The sequence below is a fragment of the Cellulomonas sp. Leaf334 genome (assembly GCF_001424195.1).
GTDB lineage: Bacteria > Actinomycetota > Actinomycetes > Actinomycetales > Cellulomonadaceae > Cellulomonas.
The window spans coordinates 91064-115979 of sequence record NZ_LMOO01000005.1; the positions used below are offsets into that span (position 1 = coordinate 91064).

Below are 24916 nucleotides of genomic sequence, written 5' to 3' on the forward strand. Positions count from 1 at the left end.
CGGCACCGCTCACCACCGGAGAGGCAGTCCCATGACCCGCGAGAAGATCAGCACGCCCGACGCGCCGCAGCCCGCCGGCAACTACTCCCAGGGGATCCGGCTGGGGAACCTGGTGTGGACGGCGGGCTTCGGACCTCAGGACCCCGTCACGGGGGAGATCCCGGAGTCCGTGGCGGACCAGACCCGGCGGGTGCTGAGGAACGTCGAGGCGACGCTGGCGGAGGCGGGGCTCGATCTCGGCGACGTGGTCAAGACGACGGTCCACCTGTCCGACCTGGCGGACTTCGCCGAGTTCGACGCGGCGTACGGGGAGTTCTTCCCGTACCCGAAGCCGGCGCGGACGACGGTCGGGTCACAGCTCGCGGGGATCAAGGTGGAGATCGACGTGGTGGCGGGCCGTCTGACGGTCGACGACTAGCGCAGCGAGTACCGCATGATCGGCCGCTCGGGCGAGCGTCGGGCCACCTCGACGAATCCTGCGGCCGCGAACGTCGTCGCGTAGCCGGTGCTCGTCGCGCTGGGGGAGACGCTGTCGTCGAGCGGGTACACCTCCACCGGGCGCGTGCGCGGTGCTCGGCCGGGACGACCGTCGCCGTGTCGGTCGGAGCTCGGCCCGAGGCGTCTCGCAAGCCCCCGCCGGTACGTGGTCAGAACCAGGTGGTGACGACGTCCACGACGCGCTGACCGGCGTCGATCACGGGGATCGCCCGCCACTTGTCGAACGCCGTGCACGGGTGGGAGATACCGAGCTCCAGCAGGTCGCCGACGACCAGCGCCGTGCCGAGAGGGTCGTTTCCCTCGAGATACGCGTGCTGGTCGTTGGTGCGGGTCACGTCCCAGCCCACGACGGCCACGGGCTCCTGGCCGGCCCGGTGCCGCCGCAGCACGACCGGCAGGCCGGAGTCGTACGGCACGTCCCGCTTGCCGGCGCCGACGATCGCGAGGCCGTCCTCCGGGGTCGACACGACCTGCGCCCAGACCCGCAGCGCCGGGTAGAGGTGACCGGCGACCCGGGTGAACGGCGTCGACGCCGCGTAGGTGCCGTGGTCGTGCGTGAGGTACGCGCCCGACCGCAGGATCGTCGTGCTGGGCACCCCGTTGACGTCGGGCCCGCCCAGGACGTCAGCGACCACGTCGAAGTACGCGGACCCGCCGGCGGAGAGCACGACCTCGTCTCTCAGCAGTCCCGCGTCGACGAGCATCTCCGCGACGGCACGGACCTCTTCGAGGTACTTCCGGGCGGCTTCGACGTCGGCGAGCGCACCCTCGTAGGCGCTGACCCCGACCAGGTCCACGCCCGGAGCCTGCGCCGCATGCTGTGCCACCTCGAGCGCCTGGTCGCCGGAGCGGACTCCGGACCGGCCGGCGTCGTACCCGACCTCGAGCAGCACCCGCACGCGCCCTCCGTCGACGGCCGCCGCCGCGACGTCGACCGCGGCGACGGAGTCGACGTGGAACAGGATGTCGGTCGACGGCTCGGCCGCCAGCGTCTGCGCGATCCAGCGGAGCACCGTCGGGTCCAGCACCTCGTTGGCGACGAGCACCCGGCGCACCCCGAAGGAGTGCGCCGCGAGCAGCTGGTTGCCGGTGGCCACGGTGATGCCCCACGCCCCGGCGTCGAGCTGGGCGGCGAACAGCTCCGGCGACATCGTCGTCTTGCCGTGCGGCGCGAACGCCAGCCCGCGCTCGGCGGTGAACGCCGCGAGCTGCGCGATGTTGTGCACGACCGCGTCGGCGTCCAGGGTCAGCACCGGGAAGGTCAGCGACCCGTCCGTGAGCGTGTGACCTGCAGCGACGAACTCCGACCGCGTCACCGGGGTGGGAGACCAGAAGCCCTTGGTGGTCGGGCCGAGGAGCAGGGGCGGGAAGCGCAGCGTCATGGTGGCCTCACCGTAGCGACGACGCACCCGTTCAGCTCCCGGTTCAGGGCATCACGTTCCGCGGTGGTGACCCACAGGCCGTACGCCGCCTTCACGCGGACCTGCCGCAGGGCGTAGACGCAGCGGTACCCGCGCTGCGGCGGCAACCACGTGGCGGCGTCGCCCGCGCCCTTCTCCTGGTTGGCGGGACCGTCGACGGCGAGCAGGTTGGCGGGGTCGTTGGCGAACGCCGCGCGCTGGTTCGCGGTCCACGCCTGGGCACCTTTCTGCCAGGCGTCGGACAGTGCGACGACGTGGTCGACCTGCACCTCGGCCGACCCGGGTCCGCGCGCGAACGGGATCGGGACCCCCGTGTACGGGTCGTCGAGCGTGCCGCTCAGCACCACGCAGTCCTCGACGACGGTCGCCACCAGGTCCCGGCGCAGGATGTCGTTGCGGGTGTCGCAGCCGTTGCGGTCCACGTCCGCCCACGCCTGTCCGAACCGCCCCCGTGCTCGGTGCCCGGCCGCGGACCGTCAGCGAGCCGAGCGCCGCCCGCCCGGCGGCGAGGTCCTCGGCGGTCACCGCGTACCGGGCGGCGTCGCGCGACTGCGACCACGCGGGCGCTCCGGCGCCGACGGCGACGCAGACGACGAGCGCGACGAGCCACGGTCCGGCGTTCCTGCCCATGCCGTCAGCGTCGTGCGTCGCCCCTCGTGTCCGAGGGGCGTATGTGCACAGCCGGGGCTGTGGGCGCCTCGACCTGCCCTACAGCACCGCCCGGAGCAGCAGTGCCGCGGCCGCGACACCGGCGATCGTGCGCACGTGGTTGCCCGCGTTCCACTCGCTCACCCACGCCGGCCAGCGGGCTGCGGCGTCCGGGCTCGCGGGGTCGAGCGCCGCCAGCTCGATGTTGCGGGGGACGTTGTAGGCGGCGGTCACGACGATCGCGCCGACCAGGTAGACGGCCGCGCCGGCCAGCAGCCAGGGCGACCGGTCGACGACGCCCGCGACGACCAGCGCGACGCTGGCGAGCATCGCGCCGAACATCAGGAGCATCAGCGGCGGCCGCAGGGCGGTGACGTTGATCGACTGCATCGCGGCCATGCCCTGCGCGGGCGGGAGGCGGCGCAGGGCGGGCATCACGAACGTCGAGAAGGCGAAGAACACACCGCCGACCGTCGCGGACGCGATCGCGGTCGCGACGGTGAGCACGACGAGCGGCGTGCTCATCGGGTCGAGGTCCGCACCGGGAGGTGATCGTGGCATGTCATGTGTCCACGATCCCGACAGCGCCCTTGGACTGTCTATGTCCAGAAGTCGTCACCACATGACTGTTCGTCCACGCGCTGAGCTTGACTTCGAGTGCACTCCAAGGCGCACCATCGACGCATGAGCGTCATCGACACCGTCGCCGGGTCGGCCGTCACCAGCCTCAGCATCGCCGAGGCGGCCGAGGCCACCGGCCTCACCACGCACACCCTGCGCTACTACGAGCGCGACGGCCTGCTGCTCGACGCGGTCGACCGGGCGTCGTCGGGCCACCGCCGCTACTCCGAGGACGACGTCGGCTGGATCCGGATGATCACGCGGCTGCGCTCCACGGGCATGCCGATCCGGGAGGTCCGCCAGTACGCCGACCTGGTCCGGGCGGGTGACGGCAACGAGGCCGAGCGGCTCCAGCTCCTCGTCGCCCACCGCGACCGCGTACGGAAGCAGCTCGCCGAGGTCGCCACCCACCTGGAGGCCATCGAGTACAAGATCGGCCTGTACGAGCGCAGCACCTGCACGCTGACCTGACAGGACCTCCGCAGACCTGCCCGTACGGTCGTCCCGTGCTCTCCGACGACCTCGGGACGTCCTCGTCCGACCAGGTGCTCCCCACCGCCGGCGAGCCGGAGAAGGCGTCGCGACGGCGGACGTCGCGGGTCGTCGCCGGGCTCGTGGCGGTCGGCCTCGTCGTGCTGGGCGTCGCGGTGTCGCGCGTGGAGCACCCCGCCGCGGACCCCGTCGGCGATGCGCTCTACGCCGCGTTCGTCTTCACGCTCCTGGTCGTCGTCGCCCCCCGCGCGAGGTCGGCGACGCTCGCGCTCCTCACCGTCGCCTTCTGCGCCGTGATCGAGCTCGCGCAGCTCACCGGCGTGCCCGCGGCGATCGTCGACGCGGTCCCCGTCGCCCGGTACGCGCTCGGCACCACGTTCGTCGCCGTGGACCTGCTCGCGTACGCGGTGGGTGCCGGGGTCGCGCTCGTCGTGCGACGCTGACACCCGGACCGACGCACCGGGGGACAGATGGATCCGTCGTACAGCCTGGCCGTGCGGTTGACCTGCGAGTTCATCGGCACCGCGATCCTCATCATCCTGGGCAACGGCACGGTCGCGAACGTGCACCTCAAGGGGTCCAAGGGGTACCGCGGCGGGTGGTCGCTGATCGCGATGGGGTACGGGTTCGGGGTGATGATCCCGGCGATCATGTTCGGCGGGATCAGCGGCAACCTCATCAACCCGGCGTTCACGCTCGGGCTGGCGACGTGGGGGCTGTTCCCGTGGTCGGAGGTCGCGCCGTACATCGTGGCGCAGCTGCTGGGGGCGATCGCCGGGCAGGTCGCGATCGTCGTGACGCACAAGCCGTACTACGACCAGACGACGGATCCGGAAGACATCCTGGCGACGTTCGCGACGATCAACTCCGCGCGCTCGCGGCTCAACGGCTTCCTCATCGAGCTGCTCGGGTCCGTCGTGCTGTTCTCCTGCGCGCTGGCGATCATCAACTCGCCGCTGACCGAGGACGAGCCGGCCGTCGCGCACCTGGCTCTCGGCTTCCTGGTCTGGGGGCTCGTCGCCGGTCTGGGTGGTCCGACGGGTCCGGCGCTCAACCCGGCGCGTGACCTGGGCCCGCGGATGGTGCACGCGGTGCTGCCGCTGCGGCACAAGGGGTCGTCGCAGTGGGACTACGCGTGGGTGCCCGTGGCGGCGCCCGTGCTGGGCGGGATCATCGGCGTCGGCGGCTGGTACCTGCTGCTCGGCTGACGGCTCGGCAGGACACGACGGGCCATGACCGGCATGCTCGTTGCCGGGGGTGGCGACCAATGGCGGGTAGCACCAGCATCTTCCGACGGAAGTCGGTCGAGGACTCACTCGAGGAGTCCCTGGATCCGGAGCGGGCGCTCAAACGGACACTGACCACGTGGGACCTCATCGTCCTGGGCGTGGCGGTGGCCGTCGGCGCGGGCATCTTCTCGGTGGGCGCGACGGCGGCGGCGAACTACGCGGGACCGGCGGTGATCGTCTCGTTCCTCATCGCCTCGGTCGTCTGCGGGCTGGCCATCATGTGCTACGCCGAGTTCGCCTCGACGCTGCCGGTCGCCGGGTCCGCGTACACGTTCTCGTACGCGTCGATGGGGGAGTTCGTCGCGTGGATCATCGGGTGGGACCTGATCCTGGAGATGCTGCTGGGGTCGGCGGTGATCGCGAAGTTCTGGGGCGTGTACCTGTCCGACGCGTTCGGCCTGTTCGGCATCGACATCCCGACGACGTTGGTCCTCGGCGGTGTGGACGTCGAGTGGGGTCCGGTCGTCATCGTCGGCATCTTCACCGCGCTGCTGGCCCTGGGCACCAAGCTGAGCACGCGCGTGAACAGCGTGTTCACCATCATCAAGGTCGCGATCACGATCTTCGTCATCGTGGTCGGCTTCTTCTACGTGAACACCGCGAACTTCTCGCCGTTCGTGCCGCCGTCGCAGCCGGCCCCGGAGCGCACGTCGCTGGAGCAGCCGGTGTTCGCGTTCCTGTTCGGCCTGGAACCCACGGCGTACGGCGTCATCGGCGTGCTGTCCGGCGCCGCGCTCGTGTTCTTCGCGTTCATCGGGTTCGACGTCGTCGCGACCACCGCCGAGGAGACCAAGAACCCGCAGCGGACGGTGCCGCGCGGCATCCTGGGCGGGCTCGCGATCGTGACCGTGCTGTACGTCCTGGTGACGATCGTGGTCACGGGGATGGTGTCCTACACCGAGCTCGCGGAGGCGGACACCCCGTCGCTGACGACGGCGTTCGTGCTCGTCGGGGCTGACTGGGCGGGCAAGGTGATCTCCGTCGGGATCCTGGTCGGCCTGACGTCGGTGCTCATGGTGCTGCTGCTGGGCCTGACGCGCATCGTGTTCGCCATGAGCCGTGACGGGCTGCTTCCGCGGGGCGCGTCGCGGACCTCCCCGAGGTACGGCACGCCGGTCCGGCTGCAGATCGGCGTCGGCATCGTCGTCGCGCTGATCGCCGGGCTGTCCGAGGTCGAGCTGCTCGAGGAGATGATCAACATCGGGACGCTCTCGGCGTTCGTGCTGGTCAGCTTCGGCATCCCGATCCTGCGCCGCACCCGGCCCGATCTGAAGCGCGGGTTCAAGGTGCCGTGGTCACCGGCGCTGCCGATCATCGCGGGCGTCGCGTGCCTGTGGCTCATGGCGAACCTCACGACGCTCACCTGGCTGCGGTTCCTGGCGTGGCTGGCCGCCGGCGTCGTCATCTACTTCGTCTACTCGTACCGGCACTCGGTCGCGGCGAACCCGCACCACGACGCGAGGACGGGCGCGAAGCTCTAGACGGGTTCGAGGACGAGCACCGGGATCAGCCGGTCCGTCTTCGTCTGGTACCCCGCGTACGCGGGCCACACCTCGTTCGCGCGTGCCCACCACTCGTCCCGCTCGGCACCGGAGACCTCGCGCGCCAGGTAGTCCTTCTTCACGGCACCGTCCTGCAGCTCGACGTGCGGGTGCTCGACGAGGTTGCGGTACCAGGCGGGGTTCTCGGGCGTCCCACCCTTCGACGCGACGACCGCGTACCGGCCGTCGTGCTCGACGCGCATGAGGGCCGTCTTGCGGAGCTTGCCGGTCGTCGCGCCCACGGAGGTCAGGACGATGACCGGCTTGCCCTGGAGCGTGTTGGCCTTCTGGCCGTCGGTGCGCTCGAACGTCTCGGCCTGCTTGCGGGCCCACGCCGACGTGCTGGGCTCGTACTCACCGGTCAGGGGCACCGCTACTGCTTCTTCTGCTCGTCCAGGTACGTCTTGGCCTTCTCGACGACGCTGTCGATCTGGGCGTCCTGGCTGTCGCTCGTCTTCGACTTGACCGCCTCGGCCGCCTTCTCGATCGCGTCCTTGGCCTGCTCCTCGTGGCCGCTGACCGCTGCCTTCGCCTGGTTGACCAGATCCTCGATGCCCATGGTGGCGTCCTCCCTCGTGATGACGTCTCAGTCTGCGTCGTGGTCGCCGGGCGTGCCCGGCGAACGGGGCATCGCGGCCGCGGCGACCACCGTCGCCACCGCGACGACCGCCACCGCGACGAACGCCACCGTCACCGCGTCCCCGAACCGTTCCGGGTCCTGCGCCGGGGTGTCCCCGTGCATCAGGCCGTTCACCAGCGCCCCGAGCGCCGCGACCCCGACCGCGCTGCCCATGGACCGGGAGAACAGGTTGGCGCCCGTGACCACCCCGCGCTCGCTCCAGCCGACGCTCGACTGTGCGGCGATGAGGCTCGGCGACGCGACCAGCCCGAGCCCCGCACCGATGACGAAGCACGCGAGCCCCACCGCGAGCACCGACGGGTGCGCCGACGCGACGACCAGGCCGACCGCGCCGGCCACCACGACGGCGGACCCGATGATCGCCGTCGTGCGGAACCCGAACCGCAGGTACAGCCGCCCCGACTGCGACGCGGAGATGGGCCAGCCGATGGTCAGGGTGGCCAGCGTGAGACCGGAGACCAGGGGCGAGACCCCGAGGAGCGCCTCGAGGAACGTCGGCACGTACGACGTCAGGCCGATGAGGATGACGCCGACGCCGACCGACACGAGCGACGCCGCGAGCAGCAGTCGCCGCGAGAACACCCACAGCGGCAGCACGGGCTCGTCGGCCCGCTGCTCGACGCGGACGAACGCCACCAGCAGCAGGGCGCCGACGGTGAACGCGCCGACGCTCGGCACCGACAGCCACGCCCACGCGTTGCCGCCCTCCAGCAGCGCGAGGATCAGCAGGGTCATGCCGGTGGTGAGCAGCACGCCGCCCGCCCAGTCGATGCGGTGGCGTTGCCGGTCGACGGTCTCGTGCAGGTGCCGGACCAGGAGCCATGCCGCCGCCAGGCACAGCGGGATGTTGACGAAGAAGATCCAGTTCCAGGACAGGAACTCCGCGAACACGCCGCCGAGGGTCGGACCGACGACCGCCGAGATGCCCCACACGCTCGCGATGTACCCCTGCGCCTTGGCCCGCTCCGCGACCGTGTAGATGTCACCCGCGATGGTGATCGCCATCGGCTGCACGGCCCCCGCACCCAGCCCTTGCACCGCCCGGAACGCGATCAGCGCGGGCATGCTCCACGCGAACCCGCACAGGATCGAGCCCAGCAGGAACAGCCCGATGCCGAGCAGGATCACGGGCTTGCGGCCGACGGTGTCCGCGAGCTTGGAGTAGATCGGCACGCTCACCGCCTGCGTCAGCAGGTAGATCGAGAACAGCCAGGGGAAGCTGGTGAAGCCCCCGAGGTCCGCGACGATCGTCGGGATCGCCGTCGCCAGGATCGTCGCGTCGATGGCGACCAGGCCGGTGGTGACCATGATCGCGACGAGGATCGGGCCGCGCTCGGAGCGGAAGCCGACATCGGTGCTCAGGGGTCCTCCTCGCTGGTGCTTCGGGGTCGACCCTAGGCTGGCGGACGTGACGCGCGAGTATGCGATGACCGGGTTCACCGTCCGTGAGCACCGGGTCGAGGTGCCCGTCGACTGGTCGGCGCCCGACCGGTTCGGCTCGATCGAGGTGTTCGCCCGCGAGCTGGTGGACCCGGAGAAGGCGTCCGACGACCTGCCGCTGCTGCTGTTCCTGCAGGGTGGCCCCGGCGGTCAGGGACCGCGTCCGCTGGGCGGCGGCTGGGTCGCGGCCGCGCTGGAGAAGTACCGCGTGATCCTCCTCGACCAGCGCGGGACCGGCCGGTCGTCGCCGGTCGACGGGCGCGTGATCAGCCGCGTCGACGACCCCGCCGGCTACCTCGCGTGCTTCCGCGGCGACGCGATCGTCGCCGACGCCGAGCACCTCCGCGCCACCGTCTTCGGGGGCCGGCAGTGGGCGACCCTGGGCCAGTCGTACGGCGGCTTCCTCACGCTGACCTACCTGTCGCGGCACCCGGAGGCACTGACCCGGTGCTTCGTCACGGGCGGGCTGCCACCCGCCACGGTCGACGCCGAGGCCGTCTACGCGGCGACGTTCCCGCGGCAGGCCGCCCGCAACCGCGAGCTCGCGCGCCTGCACCCGGCGGACGTGCCGCTGCTGGGTGCCGTCGCGGACCTCCTGTCCGACCGTCCCGTCACCCTGCCCACCGGCGAGCCGTTCACCGTCGAGCGGCTCCAGCAGCTCGGGCAGGGGCTGGGGATGAGCACGGGGATCGACGAGGTCCACTGGCTGCTCGACACGGCACTGACCCCCGCCGGTGCGCTGTCCGACGCGTTCCTCGGGTCCGTGGTCAGCGCGACCGGGTTCGACAGCAACCCCTTGTATGCGGTCCTCCAGGAGGTCATCTACCACCAGGGCCACCGCGAGCCGGGCTGGGCCGCCCAGCGCGAGCGCGACCAGTGGCCGACGTTCGACCCCGACGCCCGCCCGCTGCAGCTCACCGGCGAGACGATCTTCCCCTGGATGTACGAGCAGCACGCCGCGCTGCGACCGTTCCGAGCCGCCGCCGAGGCGCTGGCGGCTCGAACGGAGTGGCCTGCGCTCTACGACCTCGACCGGCTGGCCGCCAACGAGGTGCCCGTCGCGGCCGTGCAGTACTACGACGACCCGTACGTCGACCTGGACCTCGCCCTGGCGACGCCGGTCGGCAACCTGGACGTCTGGATCACCAACGAGCACCTGCACGACGGCCTCCGCGCAGCGGGCGACACGATCCTCCCGCGCCTGTTCGACCTGGCGGCCGGGAAGGCCCGCGTCACAGGGCGGTGATCACGGCGTCGGCTCGTGGCCGGGGCGGCCGTGGGTGCGGTTCTCCTCCTTGAGCCGGGCCTCGTAGACGTGGCGGCGGCCCGCCATGAGCTCGTCGCGGACCCGCTTCTCCGCTGCCTCGAACACCCGGTAGTACTCGGCGTCGTACTCCTCGACCACCTGGAACGTCCACCGGCCGGGCAGCACGTTGCGACCGACGAGCTCGGCGCGGAGCTCGTCGGCGAGGTCCGGGTGGCCGGCCTCCGCGAGCTGGTCCAGGGCCTCTGCCAGCTCGTTGTCCGCGCGGCCGGTGAGCCGGTGGAACGCGTAGAGCATCCCGCGCGCGTGCTCGACCACCTCGAACGCGGCGGTCAACGCACCGACGGCGTCGACGACCGCCTCGGAGGTACCGGGTGGCGGTCGGTGGTCGTCATCACGCTCGTCGTCCATGACTCGATGCTCGCCGCGCCCTCGACCTCGCGCACGTCGACACCACCGACTCCCGCGGCGGCGAACCTGCCATGGGTGTCGTCACCGATGACCGGGACAGCGCTCATGGCTGGTTCGCCGGCGATCCTGGCGACGAACAGGGAGGTCAGGGGCGGCGGCCCGGGCCGCCGCCTCCGGTGGGGCCGCCGCCCATCCCGGCGATCGCCTCGCCGGCTGTCGCCGTCGTCGCGACCGTCGTGCCGGTGGTGTCGCCGGCCGTTGCCAGGCCGCCGACCGTGTCTCCGGTGACCGTGCCGCCCGTCGCGGCCGAGTACGTCTGACCCGTGACGACGTCCGCCGACGCGTAGACCAGCGACGAGAAGTCCTTGCTCGACTCGAACGCGGCGAGCTCCGTCCCGTCGGCGTCGAGGACGTGGACGACGGTCCCGACGGTCTGTGTCGAGCTGAACGTGAACGCGACGAACGACTGCGCGGAGTCGGCGCCGGGGGTCATCGCCATGCCGGACGAGCCCGCCGCCAGGAGCGTGCCGCCGGAGACGTCGAACGTGCCGTCCACGTCGAGCGCACCGTTGCCGTCGTTCGTCGGGCCGCTGACGACGGCCGTGCCGCCGGTCATGGTGAGGAACCCGTTGGCGTCGAGACCGTCCCCGCCGGAGTCGACGACCAGCGTGCCGCCGGTGATGGTGAGCCCCACGTCGGTCGACGCCGCGCTGCCGCCGGGCGCCTGCTGCGCGGCACCGGGTGCCGCCTCCGTCGTCGCGTCCGGGTCGGAGGCGTTCACGCCGTCATCGCTGGCGACGACGCTGACGTCACCTCCGGCGACCGTGATGAGCCCGGCCTCCAGACCTTCGACGGAGGTCGTGATGTCGACGGTGCCGGCGCTGATCTGGAGCGCCTGGTCGCCGTGCACGCCGTCGTCGCCCGCGGCGATCGTCACCGACCCGGCCGCGATGCTGACGACGCCGTCGGAGCCGATGCCGTCGTCGGCCGCGTCGACGAGGAGCGCCCCGCCGCCGACCACCACGGACACCGTGCCGGAGACGCCCTTGGGGGAGGCGTCGGCGGCGACCGTGGCCCGGTGCCCACCGCCCGCGACGATGCCCACGGTGCCGTCGGCGAGGATCGCGTCGGTCTGCGCGGCGATGCCGTCGTCCCCGGCGGTGATGTCGACGGAACCGTCGATGATCTCGACGTAGCCGAGGGTCGCGTCCTCGTCGTTGTCGGACTTCAGACCGTCGCCGCCGGCCGTGACGTCGAGGGTGCCGCCGGTGACGACGAGGTAGTCCTTGCCTCGGATCCCGTCGTCGACGGCGTCGACCGTGATCGTGCCGCCCGCGATGACCAGGCCGTCCTTTGCGGCGATCCCGTCGTTCGCGTTGCCTTCGACGGTCAGCGACCCGTCGCCGGTGATCGTCAGGTCCGCGCTGCTGAACAGGGCCGCGCCCGCCTCGTCGGTGTCGGCGTACGCGGTGGTGTCCGACAGGACGTTCTCGCCCTCCAGGTGGACGACCACCTGGTCGGCGTCGAGGACCTGGAGCGGGCTCGTGGTCGAGCTCGCCAGGGACGCGCCGTCGAGGATCAGGTGGACGACGCCATCGTCGGACGTGCTCACGACGACCGAGCCGTCGGTGAGCGTGCCGCTGAGCCGGTAGGTGCCGGCCGCGGTGATCGTGACGGTGCTGCCGTCGACGGTCAGGCCGTCGGCGCCGGTGGGTGCGTCGAGGTCGATGGCGACCTCGTCGTCCGAGGCGGTCAGGTCGACGTCGTCGGGCGCCGTGTTGGCGGCCATCGCCTGGTCGACCGTGACGTCGGCGTCGGACGTCGTCGTGACCGTGGTGGCGGTGTCGGGAGAAGCCGCGTCGGCCGTCGCCGAGCAGCCGGCCAGCAGGGCCGCGACGAGGGCGGCGGGGACGAGGATCGTCGCGTTGAGACGTCGCATGAGGGTGCTCCTTCAAAGGGTGACGTGCCGGTCGAGGACGCGGCGCCACGGGTGGTGGGGGAGGTCGGTGTGCAGGGCGGCCATGCCGGTGCCGTACTTGGAGATACGCACCGGGCGGTGGCCGTGCCGCCACAGGAGGCGGTCGGTGGAGGAGGGGGTCGAGCCCGTCTTCGTCTCGATGACCACGCGGTCCGGCAGCGCCCGGGACGCTCCGGTGAGAGCCGACGTCCACACCAGGCCGGTGTCGATCGTCGTGCGGCTCGAGGTGGCCGGCAGGAACAGGGTCGTGCGGCGGTAGGTGCTGACCAGGGTCTTGTCGACGGCTACCCCGCTGTCCAGGACGTCGTCGGCGAACCGGCGGCCCGTGTCGGTCAGCGTGTCGCGGTCGTCCGGGTCGTACGGCAGGCGTGTCTTGACGGTGCTGCCGCGCGGGCCGCGGGTCTTGACCTCGACCCAGCACAGCGCCGAGTCGACGTAGGTGCGGGTGCGGATCTTGAACCGCCGACGCCGCCGGTGCGCCGCGCCGAGGTAGCTGAGCAGGTCGGGGGTGTCGAAGTAGACGGACTCGTACGCGAAGTCGCGCGCACCGTCGATCTCGAGGACCCGCGCGCCGGGCTCGATGCCGCGGAGCAGGACCGCGAGCTTCTCCGCCGGGATCACGTACTTGCGGTCGATGCGGGTCTGCAGCGAGGCGCGCTCGGTCAGCTCGACCAGGTCGATGGGCATCATGCCGCGACCAGCGTCCGGGTGTGGGTGAGCTCGTACCGGACGTCGACGCAGGTGGTGTCGTTCACGAGGTCGACGCGCTGCACGATCGCCGTGTGCACCGTCGCGCCCAGGAGGCGTTCCAGGTGCGCGACGAGCGCGGTCTCGTCGGTGATCGCCGAGTCCAGCACCATCGTCTGCTGCCGGTACCGCCGCAGCATCCGCGGGTGGTCCACGACGGCCATGACCGCGACGATCAGCACCATCAACGCGGCGTTCACGGCGGACGGCGTGGTGGACAGCCCGCCGAGCAGCCCGAGCGCCAACGCCGAGAAGTAGTACGCCACCTCGTGCTGCGTCAGCTCCGTGGACCGCAGCCGGATGATCGACAGCACCCCGAACAGCCCCAGCCCGAGGCCCGCACCGACCGTGCTGCCGGCGAGCGCCGTCGCGACGGCCAGGACGCCGACGTTCACACCGAGGTACGCGACGACGAGATCGCGCCTGCGGTGCCGGGGGAAGTAGACGCCGAACGCGAGGACGCTGATGGCGACGAGGTCGAGCGCGAGGAGCGCGTACTGAGACATGAGAACCCTCCTAGTGGGACGGGTTCCATTCAGCAGTGCGTCGCTGGACGGTCGCTGTGCGCCGGCTGAGGCCGCGGAGTGGATCCGCGCGTCGGACGGGTGTGGGAGGGTGCTCCCGGTCGAGTGCGAGCCGCCACCGACCTGACCCGACCTGACCCTGAGCGGCCACCCCTGAGGAGAGTCATCTTGCGCGTGTCTCGTCGTCTGCTCGCGGTGCCCGCTGCCGTCGTCCTCGCCTGGTCGCTGACCGCGTGCGGCGGGGCAGCTCCCGAGGAGCCCGCCGGGCTCACGGCCAGCCCGTCCGCCACCGAGGAAGCGGTCGTCGAGCCCGCCGGCTTCGTGCTGACCACCGACACCGTCGACGAGCTCACCGGCTTCATGGTGGCCGCGCAGACGTACGACATCTCGATGCTCAGCGAGGCCGGCGGTTCCTCGGTGACCGCCGCGGGGCAGGCACGTGTCACCGATGCGGGCACCGAGATGACCATGACGACCGGCAGCCCCGACCTTCCCGCCGAGGTCGAGATCCGGCTCGTCGGCGGCCAGCTGTACGTCAACCTGGGGGAGCTCACCGGCGGCCTGTTCTGGCAGATCGACGCCTCGGACACCAGCAACCCGATGGCCGCCGCCATGGCGCAGTCGACGTCGAAGTCGAGCGTCGCCGACAGCCTCGCCGCACTCGTGCCCGCCATCGTCTCCGTGGAGCCCTCCGGCTCCGAGGAGCAGATTGACGGCGTCAGCACGCAGCCGTACGACATGGTCGTCGACACCAGCAAGCTGTCCGGTCCGGCAGCCGACGACTTCGTCGCCGAGGCCGCCGCCGCGGGCGTCGAGATCCCCGCGCAGATCACCTACCGGTACTGGGTCGGCTCCGACAAGCTGCCCCGCAAGGTCTCCGTCGACCTCCTCGGCTCGCACACCGAGATCATGATGAGCAACTGGGGTGGCCCCGTGACCATCGAGGCTCCGCCGGCCGACCAGATCACCGCCGCGCCGACCATGTGACGGTCAGCGGGCCGCCAGCCGCGCGGCCGTGCGAGCCGCCTTCGACGTGCCCGCGAACTCGCGCAGCCACGGCTGGAGGTCCGGCGGTGTCGGGCGCCCGGCGCGCAGGAGCTCGTCCTCCAGCACCGCGAGGACCGCGTGCATGCCGGTGGTCGTCCGGTCCGTGTGCGGCAGCGAGGCAGTCAGCGTGTCGACGACGAACGTCGACGCCTGCGGCGAGATCGAGGCGAGGTCGGCCCACGACGAGGCCAGACGCGTGAGGGTCGCGACGACACCCAGGGTCGTCACCCCCTCCGCCAGCTGGACCCAGGTCAGTCGACCCGACCCGACGAGACGCGCCACGGCGTCGACGGCGTGCACCCGGTCGACCGGTCGCTCTGCGGACAGCCCTGCGGCGAGAGTCACCCCGGCCAGGTGCCCGAGCCGTCCGGGATGGTCGCCGAGGGCCGCCAGCACGCGACCGGCGTCGTGCTCGATCTCGCCACCGACCGCGGCATCGAGCACCGGGCCTGCCAGGGACGCGAGGAGGTGCTCGGCGTCCGCCGGCCAGATGGTCGCGATCCACCCGACCAGCTCGCCCAGCGCGTCGGTCCGCCACTCGCGCTTCTCGCGCCTGACGCCTGTGGGTTCGTCGACCACGAGCCGCGCGACCGGTTCGACCACCTCGATGGACCACGACCGTTCCACGTAGGTCTGGGAGGTGTTCCCGAACGACTGGTAGGTCCTGCTCCGGGCCGCCGTCGTGACGCGGAGGTCGAGCGGGTGGGCGCGGCCCGCGCCGGTGATACCCGCCTCCAGCAGGACCGGGTCGATCTCGGTGGTCGACCGGGACCGCGCGGCCGCCACCCACCACGCACGGGTGCTGGTCCGGGGTCTGCCCGCGGACTCTGCCCCGAGCGCGTGGCGGACGACGTGATCCAGGTCCGGCGGGACGCCGGCACCCGCGGCCCACCGGACGACCGCTTCACCGCGACCCTCGGGATGCACGCGCAGCAGGGCACCGACGAGGTCGAACGTCGTCACCTGGTCGGGTGCGGCGAGCAGCCGGTCGACCAGGGCACCGGGGTCGATCCAGCCTGTCGCGTGCTCGGGTGCGGCGAGCAGAGCGCGGGCCGGACGGCGACCGGCGGCGATGTCCGCGACCTCGTCGAGTCGGCCGACGAGGAAGCGGACCGGGAGAGTGTGGGTGGTGGTCTCGTCGTCCCACGACACCGGCAGGGCGGCGACGTCGTCGCCGAGCGACCGCAGGATCAGGCGGGCCACCTGACCGCGCAGCCAGGCCGTCGTCGTCCCCTCGCGAGGCGCGGACCGGGCGATCTTCGTGGCCCGTGCGCGCAGCGGCTCGAGCGGGCGCGGGTCGCCGGTGCTGGCCAGCCCGGCCAGGACCATCTCGATCCCGGGGATGTCGTCGGCGTCCTCGAGCAGGCCGGCGAGCCTCTCGGTGAGGTCGCTCCCCTCGAGCGCGACGAGAGGCGGAATCTCCGCGGCATCGACCGGCAGTGACGCCTGCGCTCCCGCCGCCGACCGTGGGACCGGAGTCGTCACCTGCACGGCGACACTCGGCGCGAGCAGGTCCCGCGCCTCGTCGACGACGTCGCCCGCACCGGCCTGCTGCAGCAGGATCGCCGCCGCACGCTGCACGTCCGCGTGCGGGTGGGTCAGGGCCGCGGACGCCGCGGGTACGACATCGGCGCCCCGGGCGTGCAGCCTCGTCAGCAGGGCGACCGCCGCGACGGCCGTGCCCTTGACCGGCGACACGACGGCGGCCGACAGCGCCCTAGCGGTCGGGTCGGCGTCGAGGGTCCCGGCTGTCGCCAGCCTGGTGAGCTCCTTGACGGCGAGCGTGACGGTGGGCTTCACGTCGCTGCGCAGGAGGGACCGCAGCGCGCCCTGGCGGACGGCGGCCTCGTCGTCGCTCGGTGTCAGGGCGACCCAGAGGCGGCTGAACCAGCCCGCGCGGAACGCGCCGAAGTCACGGTCCAGGGCGGCGAGGCAACCGTCGAGGACCCGGTCGCGGTCCAGGTCGCCGGAGTCGATGAGCACCCGCACGGTCGTCGCCCACGAGACGTCCTCGGACGTGTACTTGTCGATCGCGGCGAGGCTGACCTCGCCGCCGCCCTCGACCTCGAAGATGCGCCAGATGGTCGTCGACAACAGCTCCGGGTCGGCGCGCAGCGGCGTCGTCGGCGGATCGCCGCCGAGGCCGCCGACCAGTGCGAGCGCGTAGGTGTCGTCGTGCGGCGGACTGACCAGCCCGCGGCGTTCGAGGATGCGGACCGTGGTGAAGTCGCCTCCGCGGTGGCTGAACCGGCCCGCCTCGTCGAGCCGGGCAGCCACCAGACCCCCGAGCCATCTCGGCGCTTCGACGGCAGGGTCGTCCGGTCGCTCACCGGCCGCCGCGGCCGCGAGGGCGTCGAGGACACCACGCCACAGGAACAGGTCCCGGTAGGACGGACGCTCCTCCTGCCGACGCATCTCGGCCAGCTGTCGCTCGCCGTGCTCGTGGAGCAGCCCGACGATCACCTCGGTCGGCACGTCCACCAGCTCGTCGTAGGTCGTCGTCGTCCGCACGCTCCGATCCTGGTGCACGGACGTGCCCTAGGGTCGGCCTTTGTGGCGTCGGTCGAGCAGGTCTACCGGTATGCGCGGCCGTCGTCGGTCGGCGTCCTCGACGGGCTGCCCGACGTGCACCTGGCGACCAGCGGCGGCTCCGCCGAACCGAACCCGTACTTCTTCGACGGCACCCTGGGCCACGCCGAGCAGATGGCGGTCGCCCTGCTCGTGGTCGCCCGGGTCGCGCGGACCCGGTTCTACGTCCCGCCCGGCATGCTCGCCGCGGTCCTGCGCGCCGCCGACCCGGTGGTCACCAGCAACGGCGACCGCCTGCGGTTCGAGAGCTTCTCGGCATGCTGCGGGGTGCACGTCCGGCTCGATGCGCTGCCCGGTTCCCTCGGTGGTCCGGCCCTGGCGACGGGGACGACGAACGTCGACGTCAACCCGCCGATGCGCCAGGCGCTCGCGGGCGTGTCCGGTGACGACGCCCTGCACCTGTCCGTCGGCGAGGACCTCACGGTGACGACCGCCGCCGGCTCCGTGACCGAGGAGAGGGTGCCGCTGCCCGAGCGCTGGTTGAAGGGCTTCGCGGAGGTGCAGGTGGCGGGCTCGACGATGGTGCCCGTGCTGGAGGTCGGCGCGGTGGAGGCCCGTCGGTTCGTGCAGGGCCTGCCGCGCAACGGGTCCGGCGCGCTGTGGGCGGAGCCGACCGGACGCGGGCTCCGGCTGGCCAGCCGCCCGTCGGCGGCAGGGGTGCCGGTCGCCGGCGCGCACCGGCTGCGGGTCCTCGAACCCCTCCTCCGGTTCGCGACGAGCCTGCGCGCCTACGCCCCCGCGGTGATCGGCCCGGCACCGAGCATCTGGGAGCTCTCCCTGCACGACGCTCGCGTCTCGGTGACGCTCAGCCCCGAGGTCAGTCGCGGGTTCTCCGGGGAAGGGGGAGTGCTCCGCGACCTGGCCGACCCGTCCTCCGGCGCCGACGCGGACCTCGTCGCCGCGCTGCTCGCGTTCGAGCCGCGCATCGACGTCCTCTCCCTGGCGTCGTCGTCGGCGCTCCCCGCTGAACGAGTCCTGCGCGCTCTCGGTCGCCTCGGAGCCGCCGGCCGCGTCGGCTACGACGCGCACGATGCCTCCTACTTCCACCGCGAGCTGCCCTACGACCCGGCGGTGCTCCAGGGCATGCACCCGCGGCTCGCCGACGCCCGCGCACTGGTCGAGGCCGGCGCGGTCGTCGTCGACGGTGACGTCGCACGGGTGCGCAGCGGGGACACCGAGTACGTCGTGCGGACCACCGCGACGGGCACGCGGTGCACCTGCCCCTGGTACGGCAAGCACCAGGAGTCGCGGGGGCCGTGCAAGCACGTGCTCGCGGTGGAGCTCGTCGCTGAATGAGGAGCGCTGCGAAATGCATGCAGCACAGATAGAATGCAGTCATGACGGTCATCACGGTGCGGGACGTGCCCGACGAGGTACGTGACGAGCTCGCCGCCCGGGCTGCACGCGGCGGCATGTCCATGCAGGAGTTCCTGCGCGCCCACCTGATCGATCTCACCGGGCGGCCCAGCGCCTCCGACGCACTCGCACACGTCCGATCCCGGGCCCGTGCCTACCCGCGCCTCTCGTACGCCGACCTCGTCGACGAGCTCCGGGCCGACCGTCGGTGACGGTGACCGTCGTCCTGGACGCCTCGGCCGCGCTCGCACTCCTGATCGACCCCGGGCCCGCCGGTGAGCAGGTCGCGGCGCGACTGGACGGTGCCTCCGTCGTCGCGCCCGACCTGCTCCCGTACGAGGTGACGAACGTCCTGCGCAGGCACCGGAACACCGGCCGGCTCTCGGAGGCCGAGGCGCAGCTCGCTCTCGACGGGCTTCGTTCCTTGTCCGTCGAGCTGTGGCCGCACGCGGTGCTCGCGGACCGGGTGTGGTCCCTCGGCGGGAACCTCTCGGCCTACGACGCGGCGTACGTCGCCCTCGCGGAGCGGTTGGACGCTGTCCTCCTGACGGCCGACGCGCGGATCGCCGGGGCACCGGGCGTCACGTGCGCCATCGAGGACGTCGCCCTCGACCGCTGACCCTCAGTCGCCCAGCGCCCAGCCGTGCGGCTCCGCCAACCGGTGTGCCGAGTCCGGTCCCCAGGTCCCGACGGCGTACGGCTCGGGCGACGGGCGGGCGTTGCCGAGCAGCGGGGCGAACGCGGTCCACGCGGCCTCGAGGCCGGTGGCCGTCGTGAACAGGGTGCGGTCGCCGACCAGCACGTCCTCCAGCAGCCCGGCGTAGGGCGGCAGCGACTCGCCGGGCTCGACGTCCGACAGGGCGAGGTCGGCCGTCCCGGTGGCCAGCTCGAGGAAGGCACCGGGTCGCTTGACGGTGGTCGTGACCTTCAGCTCGCCGGAGCCCGCCAGCGAGATGGCCACGCGGTTGGGGCCGACGGGGGAGCCGAACAGCTCCTCAGGCGTCCGCAGCACCAACGTCACCTGCTGCGCCGACGCCGCCATCCGCTTGCCGGTGCGCAGCAGGAACGGCACGCCCTCCCACCGCGGCGTGTCCACCCACAGCCGCGCCGCGACGAACGTGTCGGTCGTCGAGCCGTCGGGCACGTCCGCGATGTCGCGGTACCCCGCGAACTGCCCGAGCACCACGTCGTGCGTCGGGTCGAGCGGGCGGAAGTGCGCGATGACGTCCTCGCGGGCCGTGCCGAGGTTCGCGGCGTCGAGCCGGTGCGGGGGTTCCATCGCCACCTCGGCGGCCACCTGGAACAGGTGGGTGACCAGCATGTCGAGCGCCGCACCGGTCGCGTCGTAGAACTCCGCGCGCTGCGCCACGTCGAGGGTCTCCGGTACGTCGATCTGCACCTGGGCCACGTGCTCCCGGTTCCAGATGCCGCCGAACAGCTCGTTGGCGAAGCGCAGGACGTGCAGGTTCTGCGTCGCCTCCTTGCCCAGGAAGTGGTCGATCCGGAACACCTGCTCCTCGTCGAACGCGTCGTGCACGATCGCGTCGAGCTCCCGGAACGTCTCCAGCGAGGTGCCGTACGGCTTCTCGTAGACGATGCGGATGCCGTCGGTCAGGCCGGCCTTCTTCAGTGCACGCGTGATCGGCGCGAAGGATGACGGCGGCACCGCGAGGTAGTGGATGACGGTGACGTCCCCACCCAGCTTCTCGCGCAGCCGTTCCAGCTCGCCGGGCAGCTCGTCGGCGCTGTCGTCCTCGCTGACGTCCCCGCAGTAGGCGGTGTGCTCCGTCAGCTCCGGGACGCCCGCCGCGGCCTCGTCGTCGCCGAACTCCTCGACGGCCGCGCGCAGCAGCTCGTCGAAGTCGTGCGAGCTGATCGGCGTGCGACCCGTGCCGAGGAGCGCCCAGCGTTCCGGCAGCAGCCCTCGCCTCTGCAGCGTGGCCAGCGCCGGGAGCACCATGCGCTTCGCGAGATCACCGCGGGCGCCGTGCAGGACGAAGATCAACGGTTCGGTGGGCGCCATCGGGCGGGGTCCTCACGACGGTGACAGGCGGAACCTCGACCGTACGTTCGCCTGCCGCCGAGCGCGCGGCGGGGCTAGGCGCCCTGCTGCTCCGGAGGCTCCATGATGTCCAGCAACGCGGCGTCGTCGTTGAGGTCGACGCCCGCCAGCAGCCCGCCTCGACCGCGGCTCGGTCGTCGCGGCGATCGACGCACCGTTGATCGTCCCGAACGCCACCGGTTCCCGGGTTCCCGAGCAGCTCATCACGCGGGAGTTCGGCCGGTACAACGCCGGGGCCTATCCCTCCAACCGCTCGCGCCCGCTCTTCGACCCTCCGCGTGGTGAGACGCTCTGCCGGCGGTTCGGCTGGGACCCCGACCCCGCAACCCCGCCCGGCCGCAAGCGGTCGGTGGCGATCGAGGTGTATCCGCACCCTGCGATGGTCGTGCTGTTCGCGCTGGCCACCGTCCTGCCGTACAAGGCGAAGCGTGGACGCACCCTCGACAGCCTTCGGGTCGCGTTCGTCTCTCTGCTCGACCACATGGAGCACGTGTGCGACGACCCTCTGCAGCTCACCTCGTCCGCTCGGTGGGCGACGATCCGCAGCGCGGTCGCCACGGCAGGACGCGCGCGCCGAGTGACCTAGCTGCGGAGTTCCAGGCAGCGGTCCCGAACCTGACGAGGCGCGACGCTGAACGCCTCGTCGAGATCGCCCGACGCCGCGCCCGCGTGACGTTCTAGCCCACCGGCGTCGGCACCCACATCACGCGTGCCACCCGGTCGAGGATCGCGTCCAGCACCGCCCCGCGGTCGAACTGCAGGGCGTGCAGGCGGGCACGGGTCTCCCAGTCGGCACGCTCGTCAGGGGACAGGGCGAGGACGCGATCGAGGGCCGACGCGATCGCGGCCGGGTCCTCGACGGGGACGATGAGCGCGGTGTCGCCCACGGCCTCGCCGATGCCCCCGGTGTCCGTGGTGATGACGGGTCCGCCGCCGGCCAGCATCTTCTCGACGAGCGCGATCCCGAACGTCTCGACGAACTCCGGCCGCGGCTTGCTCGGCAGCACGTACGCCGCAGAGCCGGCCATGAGGTGGGCCTTCTCGTCGTCGTCGACGTCGTCGAAGAACACGATGCGGTCGGCGGCACTCGACGACGCGGCGAGCTCCTGCAGGCGCGACGCGTCGGGACCGTTGCCGGCGATGACGAGCCGGAGGTCGTCGCTGCCGCGGCTCGTCGCGAAGCCGGCGATGAGGTCGTCGACACCCTTGGCGTGCGCGAGGCGGGAGAGGAACAGGACGTAGCCGTCAGCGGTCAGACCGCGGGCGTCGAGCACCCGCGACGTCTCGGCGGCGTCGAGGTCCAGGTACGAGCCGACGTCGATCGCCGGGTAGGAGACCGAGACGCGCTCGCGGCACTGGGCGGCGAACGTGGTGCCGTGCTTGGCGTCGATGGCGGCGGCCTCGGCGATGATCAGCTCGCGTGTGTAGTCGCTGACCGCGAGGCACACGTCGTGCTCCAGGTAGCTGGACAGCACGTGCGCCGCGGCACCGAACTCGTCCTTCTCGACGCAGGCGCGCACCACGTTGGTGACGTCGGAGCCGACGGCCTCCGCGACGGTCGTGACGTTCACCGGCAGACCGGTCCGCCGGGCGACGTGCACCGCGTCGGCCACGGCCAGCGAGTGCGGGCTCAGGTACAGCGACATCGCGACCGTCGGGACACCGTCGGTGAACAGCTCCACGAGGCGGCCGACGATGCCCGCGAGCCAGCGTCCGTCGGGAACCTTGTAGTCGCCGACCGGTTCGGGGCGCTCCACGGTGATGCCCGGCGAGTAGGGCATGACCCCGTCGAGCGGCTTCAGCGGCAGGCCCGTCGCCTGCAGCCGGTCGATGGGCCACGTGACGATGCGGACGTCGTCGAAACCCCGCAGCAGGGCGGCCTCCGCGAGGTTGCGGGCCTCGCCCGAGTGGCCGCAGATGACCGGGTCGGCGCGGACGACGATGACGAGACGGCGGTTCGGGAACACGGCGACTCCTGGGGTCAGCGCCGCAGCGCGGCGGTCGGGGGGTGGGTGCTGACGGACGGGGGCCGGACGGTCGTGCCCCAGTCGCTCGGCGTGGGGCCGAGCTCCAGGTGCAGGCGTCCGCCGCGATGGAGCTCCGTGCCCGTCAGCCACGTGCGGTCGAGCCGTTCACCGTCGAGGTGGACGGACTGTACATACTGCGTGGCTCCGTCGGGGGTCGGTTCGACGAACCCGGTGGTCTCGATCGTGAGGTTGCGGTCGCCGACGTCGATGCTCGACTCCCGCCACGCGGGTGCACTGATGAGGAACAGGTTCTGCCCCGCCACCGGGAACAGCCCCAGCGACGCCCACACGAACCACGACGACAGCCCGCCGGAGTCGTCGTTGCCCGGCAGCCCGCCGCGCCCGGTGCCGAACTGGTTCTGCACGATCGCCTGCACCACCTCCGCGGTCCGGTCGGGTCGGCCTGCGTAGTGGTACGACCAGGGTGCCTCCATGTCGGGCTCGTTGTTGAGCCCTTCGAAGCGGTTCAGCGCGTACCCCGCGGCCATCTCCTCGATGGCCGGCCGCAGCCCCGGCTGGGTGACGGGCGGGGCGTCGAACCCGAAGAACTGGTCGAGCTGTGCGACGAACGCGTCGTCACCGCCCGAGAGCTTGATGCGCGCCGCCATGTCGTGCAGCAGCCGGAACGAGTAGTTCCAGCGCCCGCCCTCGTAGTAGGTGGAGTCCTGCAGCAGGCCTGTCTCCTCGTCGAACGCGTTGATCCACCGCGCCGCCAGGGGCGTGAACTGCTCGACCAGCGCCGGGTCTCCCACGTGCGCGGCGATCTGCGAGGTGCACCAGTACCCGAACGCCAGGTCCAGCGTGTGGCTGATCGGATGCACCTTGCCGCGCAGCAGGAAGTCCTCGCCGTACGTCCGGCGCAGGTCGTTGTGCATGTGCACCAGCGCCCAGTCCCAGTCCATCCCCGGCAGCCCGAGCTGGCACAGGTCCGCGAGGAACGTGTGCGCCAGCGCCGACGCCTGCCGGCTGAACTGGTCCGCACCGCGAGCCATCCGGTACCCGATCGGGAGGTTCCCCTCCTCCTCCGAGATGTACAGCAACGCGTTCGCCAGCTCGACGGCCTTGTCCGGCAGGAGCGTCGTCAGCAGCGGCAGCTGCGTCCGGTAGATGTCCCACATCGTCGCGAGGTCGAACGCGAACGGCCCGTCCGCCGGCCAGAACGGCGACTCGTCCGGCGCCAGGCACGGCTTGATCAGCGAGTGGTACAGCGCCGTCGAGAAGACCGTCTGCTCGTCCTTCGACGGGGTGTCCACCCGAATCTTGCCGAGGGCCTCCTGCCAGGTTGCTGCGGTCGCCGCCCGGCGTTCAGCGAAGCTCGACGGACCCGGCCCGCACTCCCGCTCCAGGTTCTCCCGCGCCTGGTCCACCCCCCGCAACGAGAACCCGAACCGCAGCTCCACGACCTGGCCCGGCTCCGACGGTCCCGCCCACATCAACCCGAACGGGCGCAGCGTCGTCGGCCGGATCCGGTCGAAGTCTAGCCGCGTCCCACCCGGCATGAGCCGACGGTCGTACCAGAGCAGCTGCCGCCAGCGCGGGTCGTCACACTCCACGTGGATCGCCAACGGAGCACCCTCGACGACGATCTCGCCCTGCGCGATCCCCGGGCTGATCGAGTGCAGGTGCGCCCGCAGCGGCACCGTCCGCCCGTGCGGGATCGACAGCCCACCGAGCGAGAAGTCGACGACCAGGCGTGCGTCCCGATGAGCGGGGAACGTGTACCGGTGCACGGCGCTCTTCGGTCCGACCGTGATCTCCGCCCGGATCCCGCTGTCGAGGGTCGCCGAGTAGTAGCCCGGCTCCGCGGTCTCGTCGACGACGTCCCACAGCTGACCCAGATCGTCCAGCGGCTGCAGCATCGGCGTCACGCGGAAGTAGTTGTAGTACTTGCGGATCGCACCCGTCCCCGACTGCTGGAAGTGCGTGAAGCCGCTCGCCACCTGCCGGTCGTGCAGCTCCGTCGGCAGACCCTCCGTGCCCAGGTCGTAGCGGCCGTAACCCGTCGGGTACGCACCGCTGTACGCGCACGCGCTGACCATGCCCAGCGGGTACGTCGCCCCCGGGTGTGTGTTGCCGACCTGCGGCTTCGGCCACCACCACGTCTGCGCGATGCCGTGCTGCGGCGGCAGGCTGGTCGCCTCCGTGCCGATGAACGGGTCGACGCGTTCGAACATCCGCCGCTCCTCGCGCTCGTCGTCGGGGACGCCAGGGTCGCGTGCGGGCGACGCCTGCGTCTCTGCCTCGTTGAGGGGACGGTACGGGGGGAGTGTTGCGGGGGCGTTTCGGGGTGCTGGGGAGCATCAAGGTCGGCGACGTCGGGC

26 protein-coding genes are annotated in these 24916 nt (G+C 72.0%); 11 read left to right on the forward strand and 15 right to left on the reverse strand.

Annotated elements, in window-relative coordinates:
• Window positions 1-31 precede the first annotated feature (31 nt).
• The gene (locus ASF78_RS10860; RefSeq protein ID WP_056588839.1) at window positions 32-418 is read left to right on the forward strand and encodes a RidA family protein; all 387 of its coding nucleotides are present in this window, start codon (window positions 32-34) and stop codon (window positions 416-418) included.
• Here ASF78_RS10860 and ASF78_RS22375 read toward each other — a convergent pair.
• The 4 genes from ASF78_RS22375 to ASF78_RS10875 form a co-directional block, all read right to left on the reverse strand.
• On the reverse strand, window positions 415-555 hold the full coding sequence (locus ASF78_RS22375) for a hypothetical protein (RefSeq protein WP_156374136.1): 141 nt from the start codon (window positions 553-555) through the stop codon (window positions 415-417). The two genes, ASF78_RS10860 and ASF78_RS22375, sit on opposite strands and share 4 nt — an antisense overlap.
• Before the next feature lie 92 nt (window positions 556-647).
• Entirely contained in the window at window positions 648-1880 is a 1233-nt protein-coding gene (locus tag ASF78_RS10865) for an alanine racemase (RefSeq protein WP_056588842.1), read from the reverse strand.
• Window positions 1877-2341: an HNH endonuclease family protein gene (locus tag ASF78_RS10870; protein ID WP_056588844.1), complete on the reverse strand. Its 465-nt coding sequence runs from the start codon at window positions 2339-2341 to the stop codon at window positions 1877-1879. The genes ASF78_RS10865 and ASF78_RS10870 overlap by 4 nt, the downstream gene beginning before the upstream one ends.
• A gap of 286 nt (window positions 2342-2627) precedes the next feature.
• A complete protein-coding gene (locus ASF78_RS10875) occupies window positions 2628-3128 on the reverse strand; it encodes a DUF1772 domain-containing protein (protein WP_200940588.1) in 501 nt (166 codons plus the stop codon).
• Between the two features lie 123 nt (window positions 3129-3251).
• On the opposite strand from ASF78_RS10875, the gene ASF78_RS10880 reads away from it, so the two are divergent.
• Genes ASF78_RS10880 through ASF78_RS10895 form a run of 4 tightly spaced genes read left to right on the forward strand, consistent with a single transcriptional unit; the run spans window position 3252 to window position 6450 of the window.
• Entirely contained in the window at window positions 3252-3659 is a 408-nt protein-coding gene (locus ASF78_RS10880) for a MerR family transcriptional regulator (RefSeq protein ID WP_056588850.1), read from the forward strand.
• A 35-nt stretch (window positions 3660-3694) separates the two neighbouring features.
• Window positions 3695-4123 carry a DUF2809 domain-containing protein gene (locus tag ASF78_RS10885; protein ID WP_056588852.1) on the forward strand — a complete coding sequence of 143 codons (429 nt, stop codon included), beginning with the start codon at window positions 3695-3697 and terminating at the stop codon, window positions 4121-4123.
• 27 nt (window positions 4124-4150) lie between these two features.
• Entirely contained in the window at window positions 4151-4888 is a 738-nt protein-coding gene (locus ASF78_RS10890; RefSeq protein ID WP_056588855.1) for an MIP/aquaporin family protein, read from the forward strand.
• A gap of 59 nt (window positions 4889-4947) precedes the next feature.
• The gene (locus ASF78_RS10895) at window positions 4948-6450 is read left to right on the forward strand and encodes an APC family permease (protein WP_056588858.1); all 1503 of its coding nucleotides are present in this window, start codon (window positions 4948-4950) and stop codon (window positions 6448-6450) included.
• Here ASF78_RS10895 and ASF78_RS10900 read toward each other — a convergent pair.
• From ASF78_RS10900 to ASF78_RS10910, 3 genes are read right to left on the reverse strand one after another with little or no spacing between them, the layout of a single operon-like run.
• Window positions 6447-6881 (reverse strand): nitroreductase family deazaflavin-dependent oxidoreductase, encoded by a 435-nt coding sequence (locus ASF78_RS10900; protein ID WP_056588860.1) that lies wholly within the window; start codon window positions 6879-6881, stop codon window positions 6447-6449. The genes ASF78_RS10895 and ASF78_RS10900 overlap by 4 nt on opposite strands.
• Window positions 6882-6883: 2 nt before the next feature.
• The gene (locus tag ASF78_RS10905) at window positions 6884-7069 is read right to left on the reverse strand and encodes an antitoxin (protein ID WP_056588862.1); all 186 of its coding nucleotides are present in this window, start codon (window positions 7067-7069) and stop codon (window positions 6884-6886) included.
• 27 nt (window positions 7070-7096) lie between these two features.
• Window positions 7097-8458 carry an MFS transporter gene (locus ASF78_RS10910; protein WP_082495077.1) on the reverse strand — a complete coding sequence of 454 codons (1362 nt, stop codon included), beginning with the start codon at window positions 8456-8458 and terminating at the stop codon, window positions 7097-7099.
• A gap of 100 nt (window positions 8459-8558) precedes the next feature.
• Between ASF78_RS10910 and ASF78_RS10915 the strand changes: the two genes are divergently transcribed.
• Window positions 8559-9836: an alpha/beta fold hydrolase gene (locus tag ASF78_RS10915; RefSeq protein WP_369816322.1), complete on the forward strand. Its 1278-nt coding sequence runs from the start codon at window positions 8559-8561 to the stop codon at window positions 9834-9836.
• On the opposite strand, the gene ASF78_RS10920 is transcribed toward ASF78_RS10915, so the two are convergent.
• The 4 genes from ASF78_RS10920 to ASF78_RS10935 form a co-directional block, all read right to left on the reverse strand.
• A complete protein-coding gene (locus ASF78_RS10920; RefSeq protein ID WP_056588868.1) occupies window positions 9837-10265 on the reverse strand; it encodes a hypothetical protein in 429 nt (142 codons plus the stop codon).
• A gap of 145 nt (window positions 10266-10410) precedes the next feature.
• Window positions 10411-12204, reverse strand: coding sequence for a carbohydrate-binding domain-containing protein (locus ASF78_RS10925; RefSeq protein WP_056588871.1), 1794 nt, complete (start codon window positions 12202-12204; stop codon window positions 10411-10413).
• 12 nt (window positions 12205-12216) lie between these two features.
• Entirely contained in the window at window positions 12217-12933 is a 717-nt protein-coding gene (locus tag ASF78_RS10930) for a polyphosphate polymerase domain-containing protein (RefSeq protein WP_056588873.1), read from the reverse strand.
• A complete protein-coding gene (locus ASF78_RS10935; protein ID WP_056588876.1) occupies window positions 12930-13496 on the reverse strand; it encodes a DUF4956 domain-containing protein in 567 nt (188 codons plus the stop codon). The genes ASF78_RS10930 and ASF78_RS10935 overlap by 4 nt, the downstream gene beginning before the upstream one ends.
• A 192-nt stretch (window positions 13497-13688) precedes the next feature.
• Here ASF78_RS10935 and ASF78_RS10940 point away from each other — a divergent pair, with 192 nt between their 5' ends.
• Window positions 13689-14501, forward strand: coding sequence for a hypothetical protein (locus tag ASF78_RS10940; protein WP_156374137.1), 813 nt, complete (start codon window positions 13689-13691; stop codon window positions 14499-14501).
• Window positions 14502-14504: 3 nt separating this feature from the next.
• On the opposite strand, the gene ASF78_RS10945 is transcribed toward ASF78_RS10940, so the two are convergent.
• Window positions 14505-17072, reverse strand: coding sequence for a DUF6493 family protein (locus ASF78_RS10945; RefSeq protein WP_056588881.1), 2568 nt, complete (start codon window positions 17070-17072; stop codon window positions 14505-14507).
• 42 nt (window positions 17073-17114) lie between these two features.
• Between ASF78_RS10945 and ASF78_RS10950 the strand changes: the two genes are divergently transcribed.
• From ASF78_RS10950 to ASF78_RS10960, 3 genes are read left to right on the forward strand one after another with little or no spacing between them, the layout of a single operon-like run.
• Window positions 17115-18446: an SWIM zinc finger family protein gene (locus ASF78_RS10950; protein WP_056588883.1), complete on the forward strand. Its 1332-nt coding sequence runs from the start codon at window positions 17115-17117 to the stop codon at window positions 18444-18446.
• A gap of 41 nt (window positions 18447-18487) precedes the next feature.
• Window positions 18488-18718, forward strand: coding sequence for a hypothetical protein (locus ASF78_RS10955; protein ID WP_056588886.1), 231 nt, complete (start codon window positions 18488-18490; stop codon window positions 18716-18718).
• A 2-nt stretch (window positions 18719-18720) separates the two neighbouring features.
• Window positions 18721-19125: a type II toxin-antitoxin system VapC family toxin gene (locus tag ASF78_RS10960; RefSeq protein WP_200940589.1), complete on the forward strand. Its 405-nt coding sequence runs from the start codon at window positions 18721-18723 to the stop codon at window positions 19123-19125.
• A gap of 3 nt (window positions 19126-19128) precedes the next feature.
• Here ASF78_RS10960 and ASF78_RS10965 read toward each other — a convergent pair whose 3' ends face one another.
• A complete protein-coding gene (locus ASF78_RS10965) occupies window positions 19129-20529 on the reverse strand; it encodes a glucose-6-phosphate dehydrogenase (RefSeq protein WP_056588891.1) in 1401 nt (466 codons plus the stop codon).
• Between the two features lie 196 nt (window positions 20530-20725).
• On the opposite strand from ASF78_RS10965, the gene ASF78_RS10970 reads away from it, so the two are divergent.
• The gene (locus tag ASF78_RS10970) at window positions 20726-21154 is read left to right on the forward strand and encodes a DUF429 domain-containing protein (protein WP_056588894.1); all 429 of its coding nucleotides are present in this window, start codon (window positions 20726-20728) and stop codon (window positions 21152-21154) included.
• A 91-nt stretch (window positions 21155-21245) separates the two neighbouring features.
• On the opposite strand, the gene ASF78_RS10975 is transcribed toward ASF78_RS10970, so the two are convergent.
• Window positions 21246-22535: a glycosyltransferase gene (locus tag ASF78_RS10975; RefSeq protein WP_056588897.1), complete on the reverse strand. Its 1290-nt coding sequence runs from the start codon at window positions 22533-22535 to the stop codon at window positions 21246-21248.
• 14 nt (window positions 22536-22549) lie between these two features.
• The gene (locus ASF78_RS10980) at window positions 22550-24769 is read right to left on the reverse strand and encodes a glycoside hydrolase domain-containing protein (protein WP_056588899.1); all 2220 of its coding nucleotides are present in this window, start codon (window positions 24767-24769) and stop codon (window positions 22550-22552) included.
• Window positions 24770-24916: the final 147 nt, after the last annotated feature.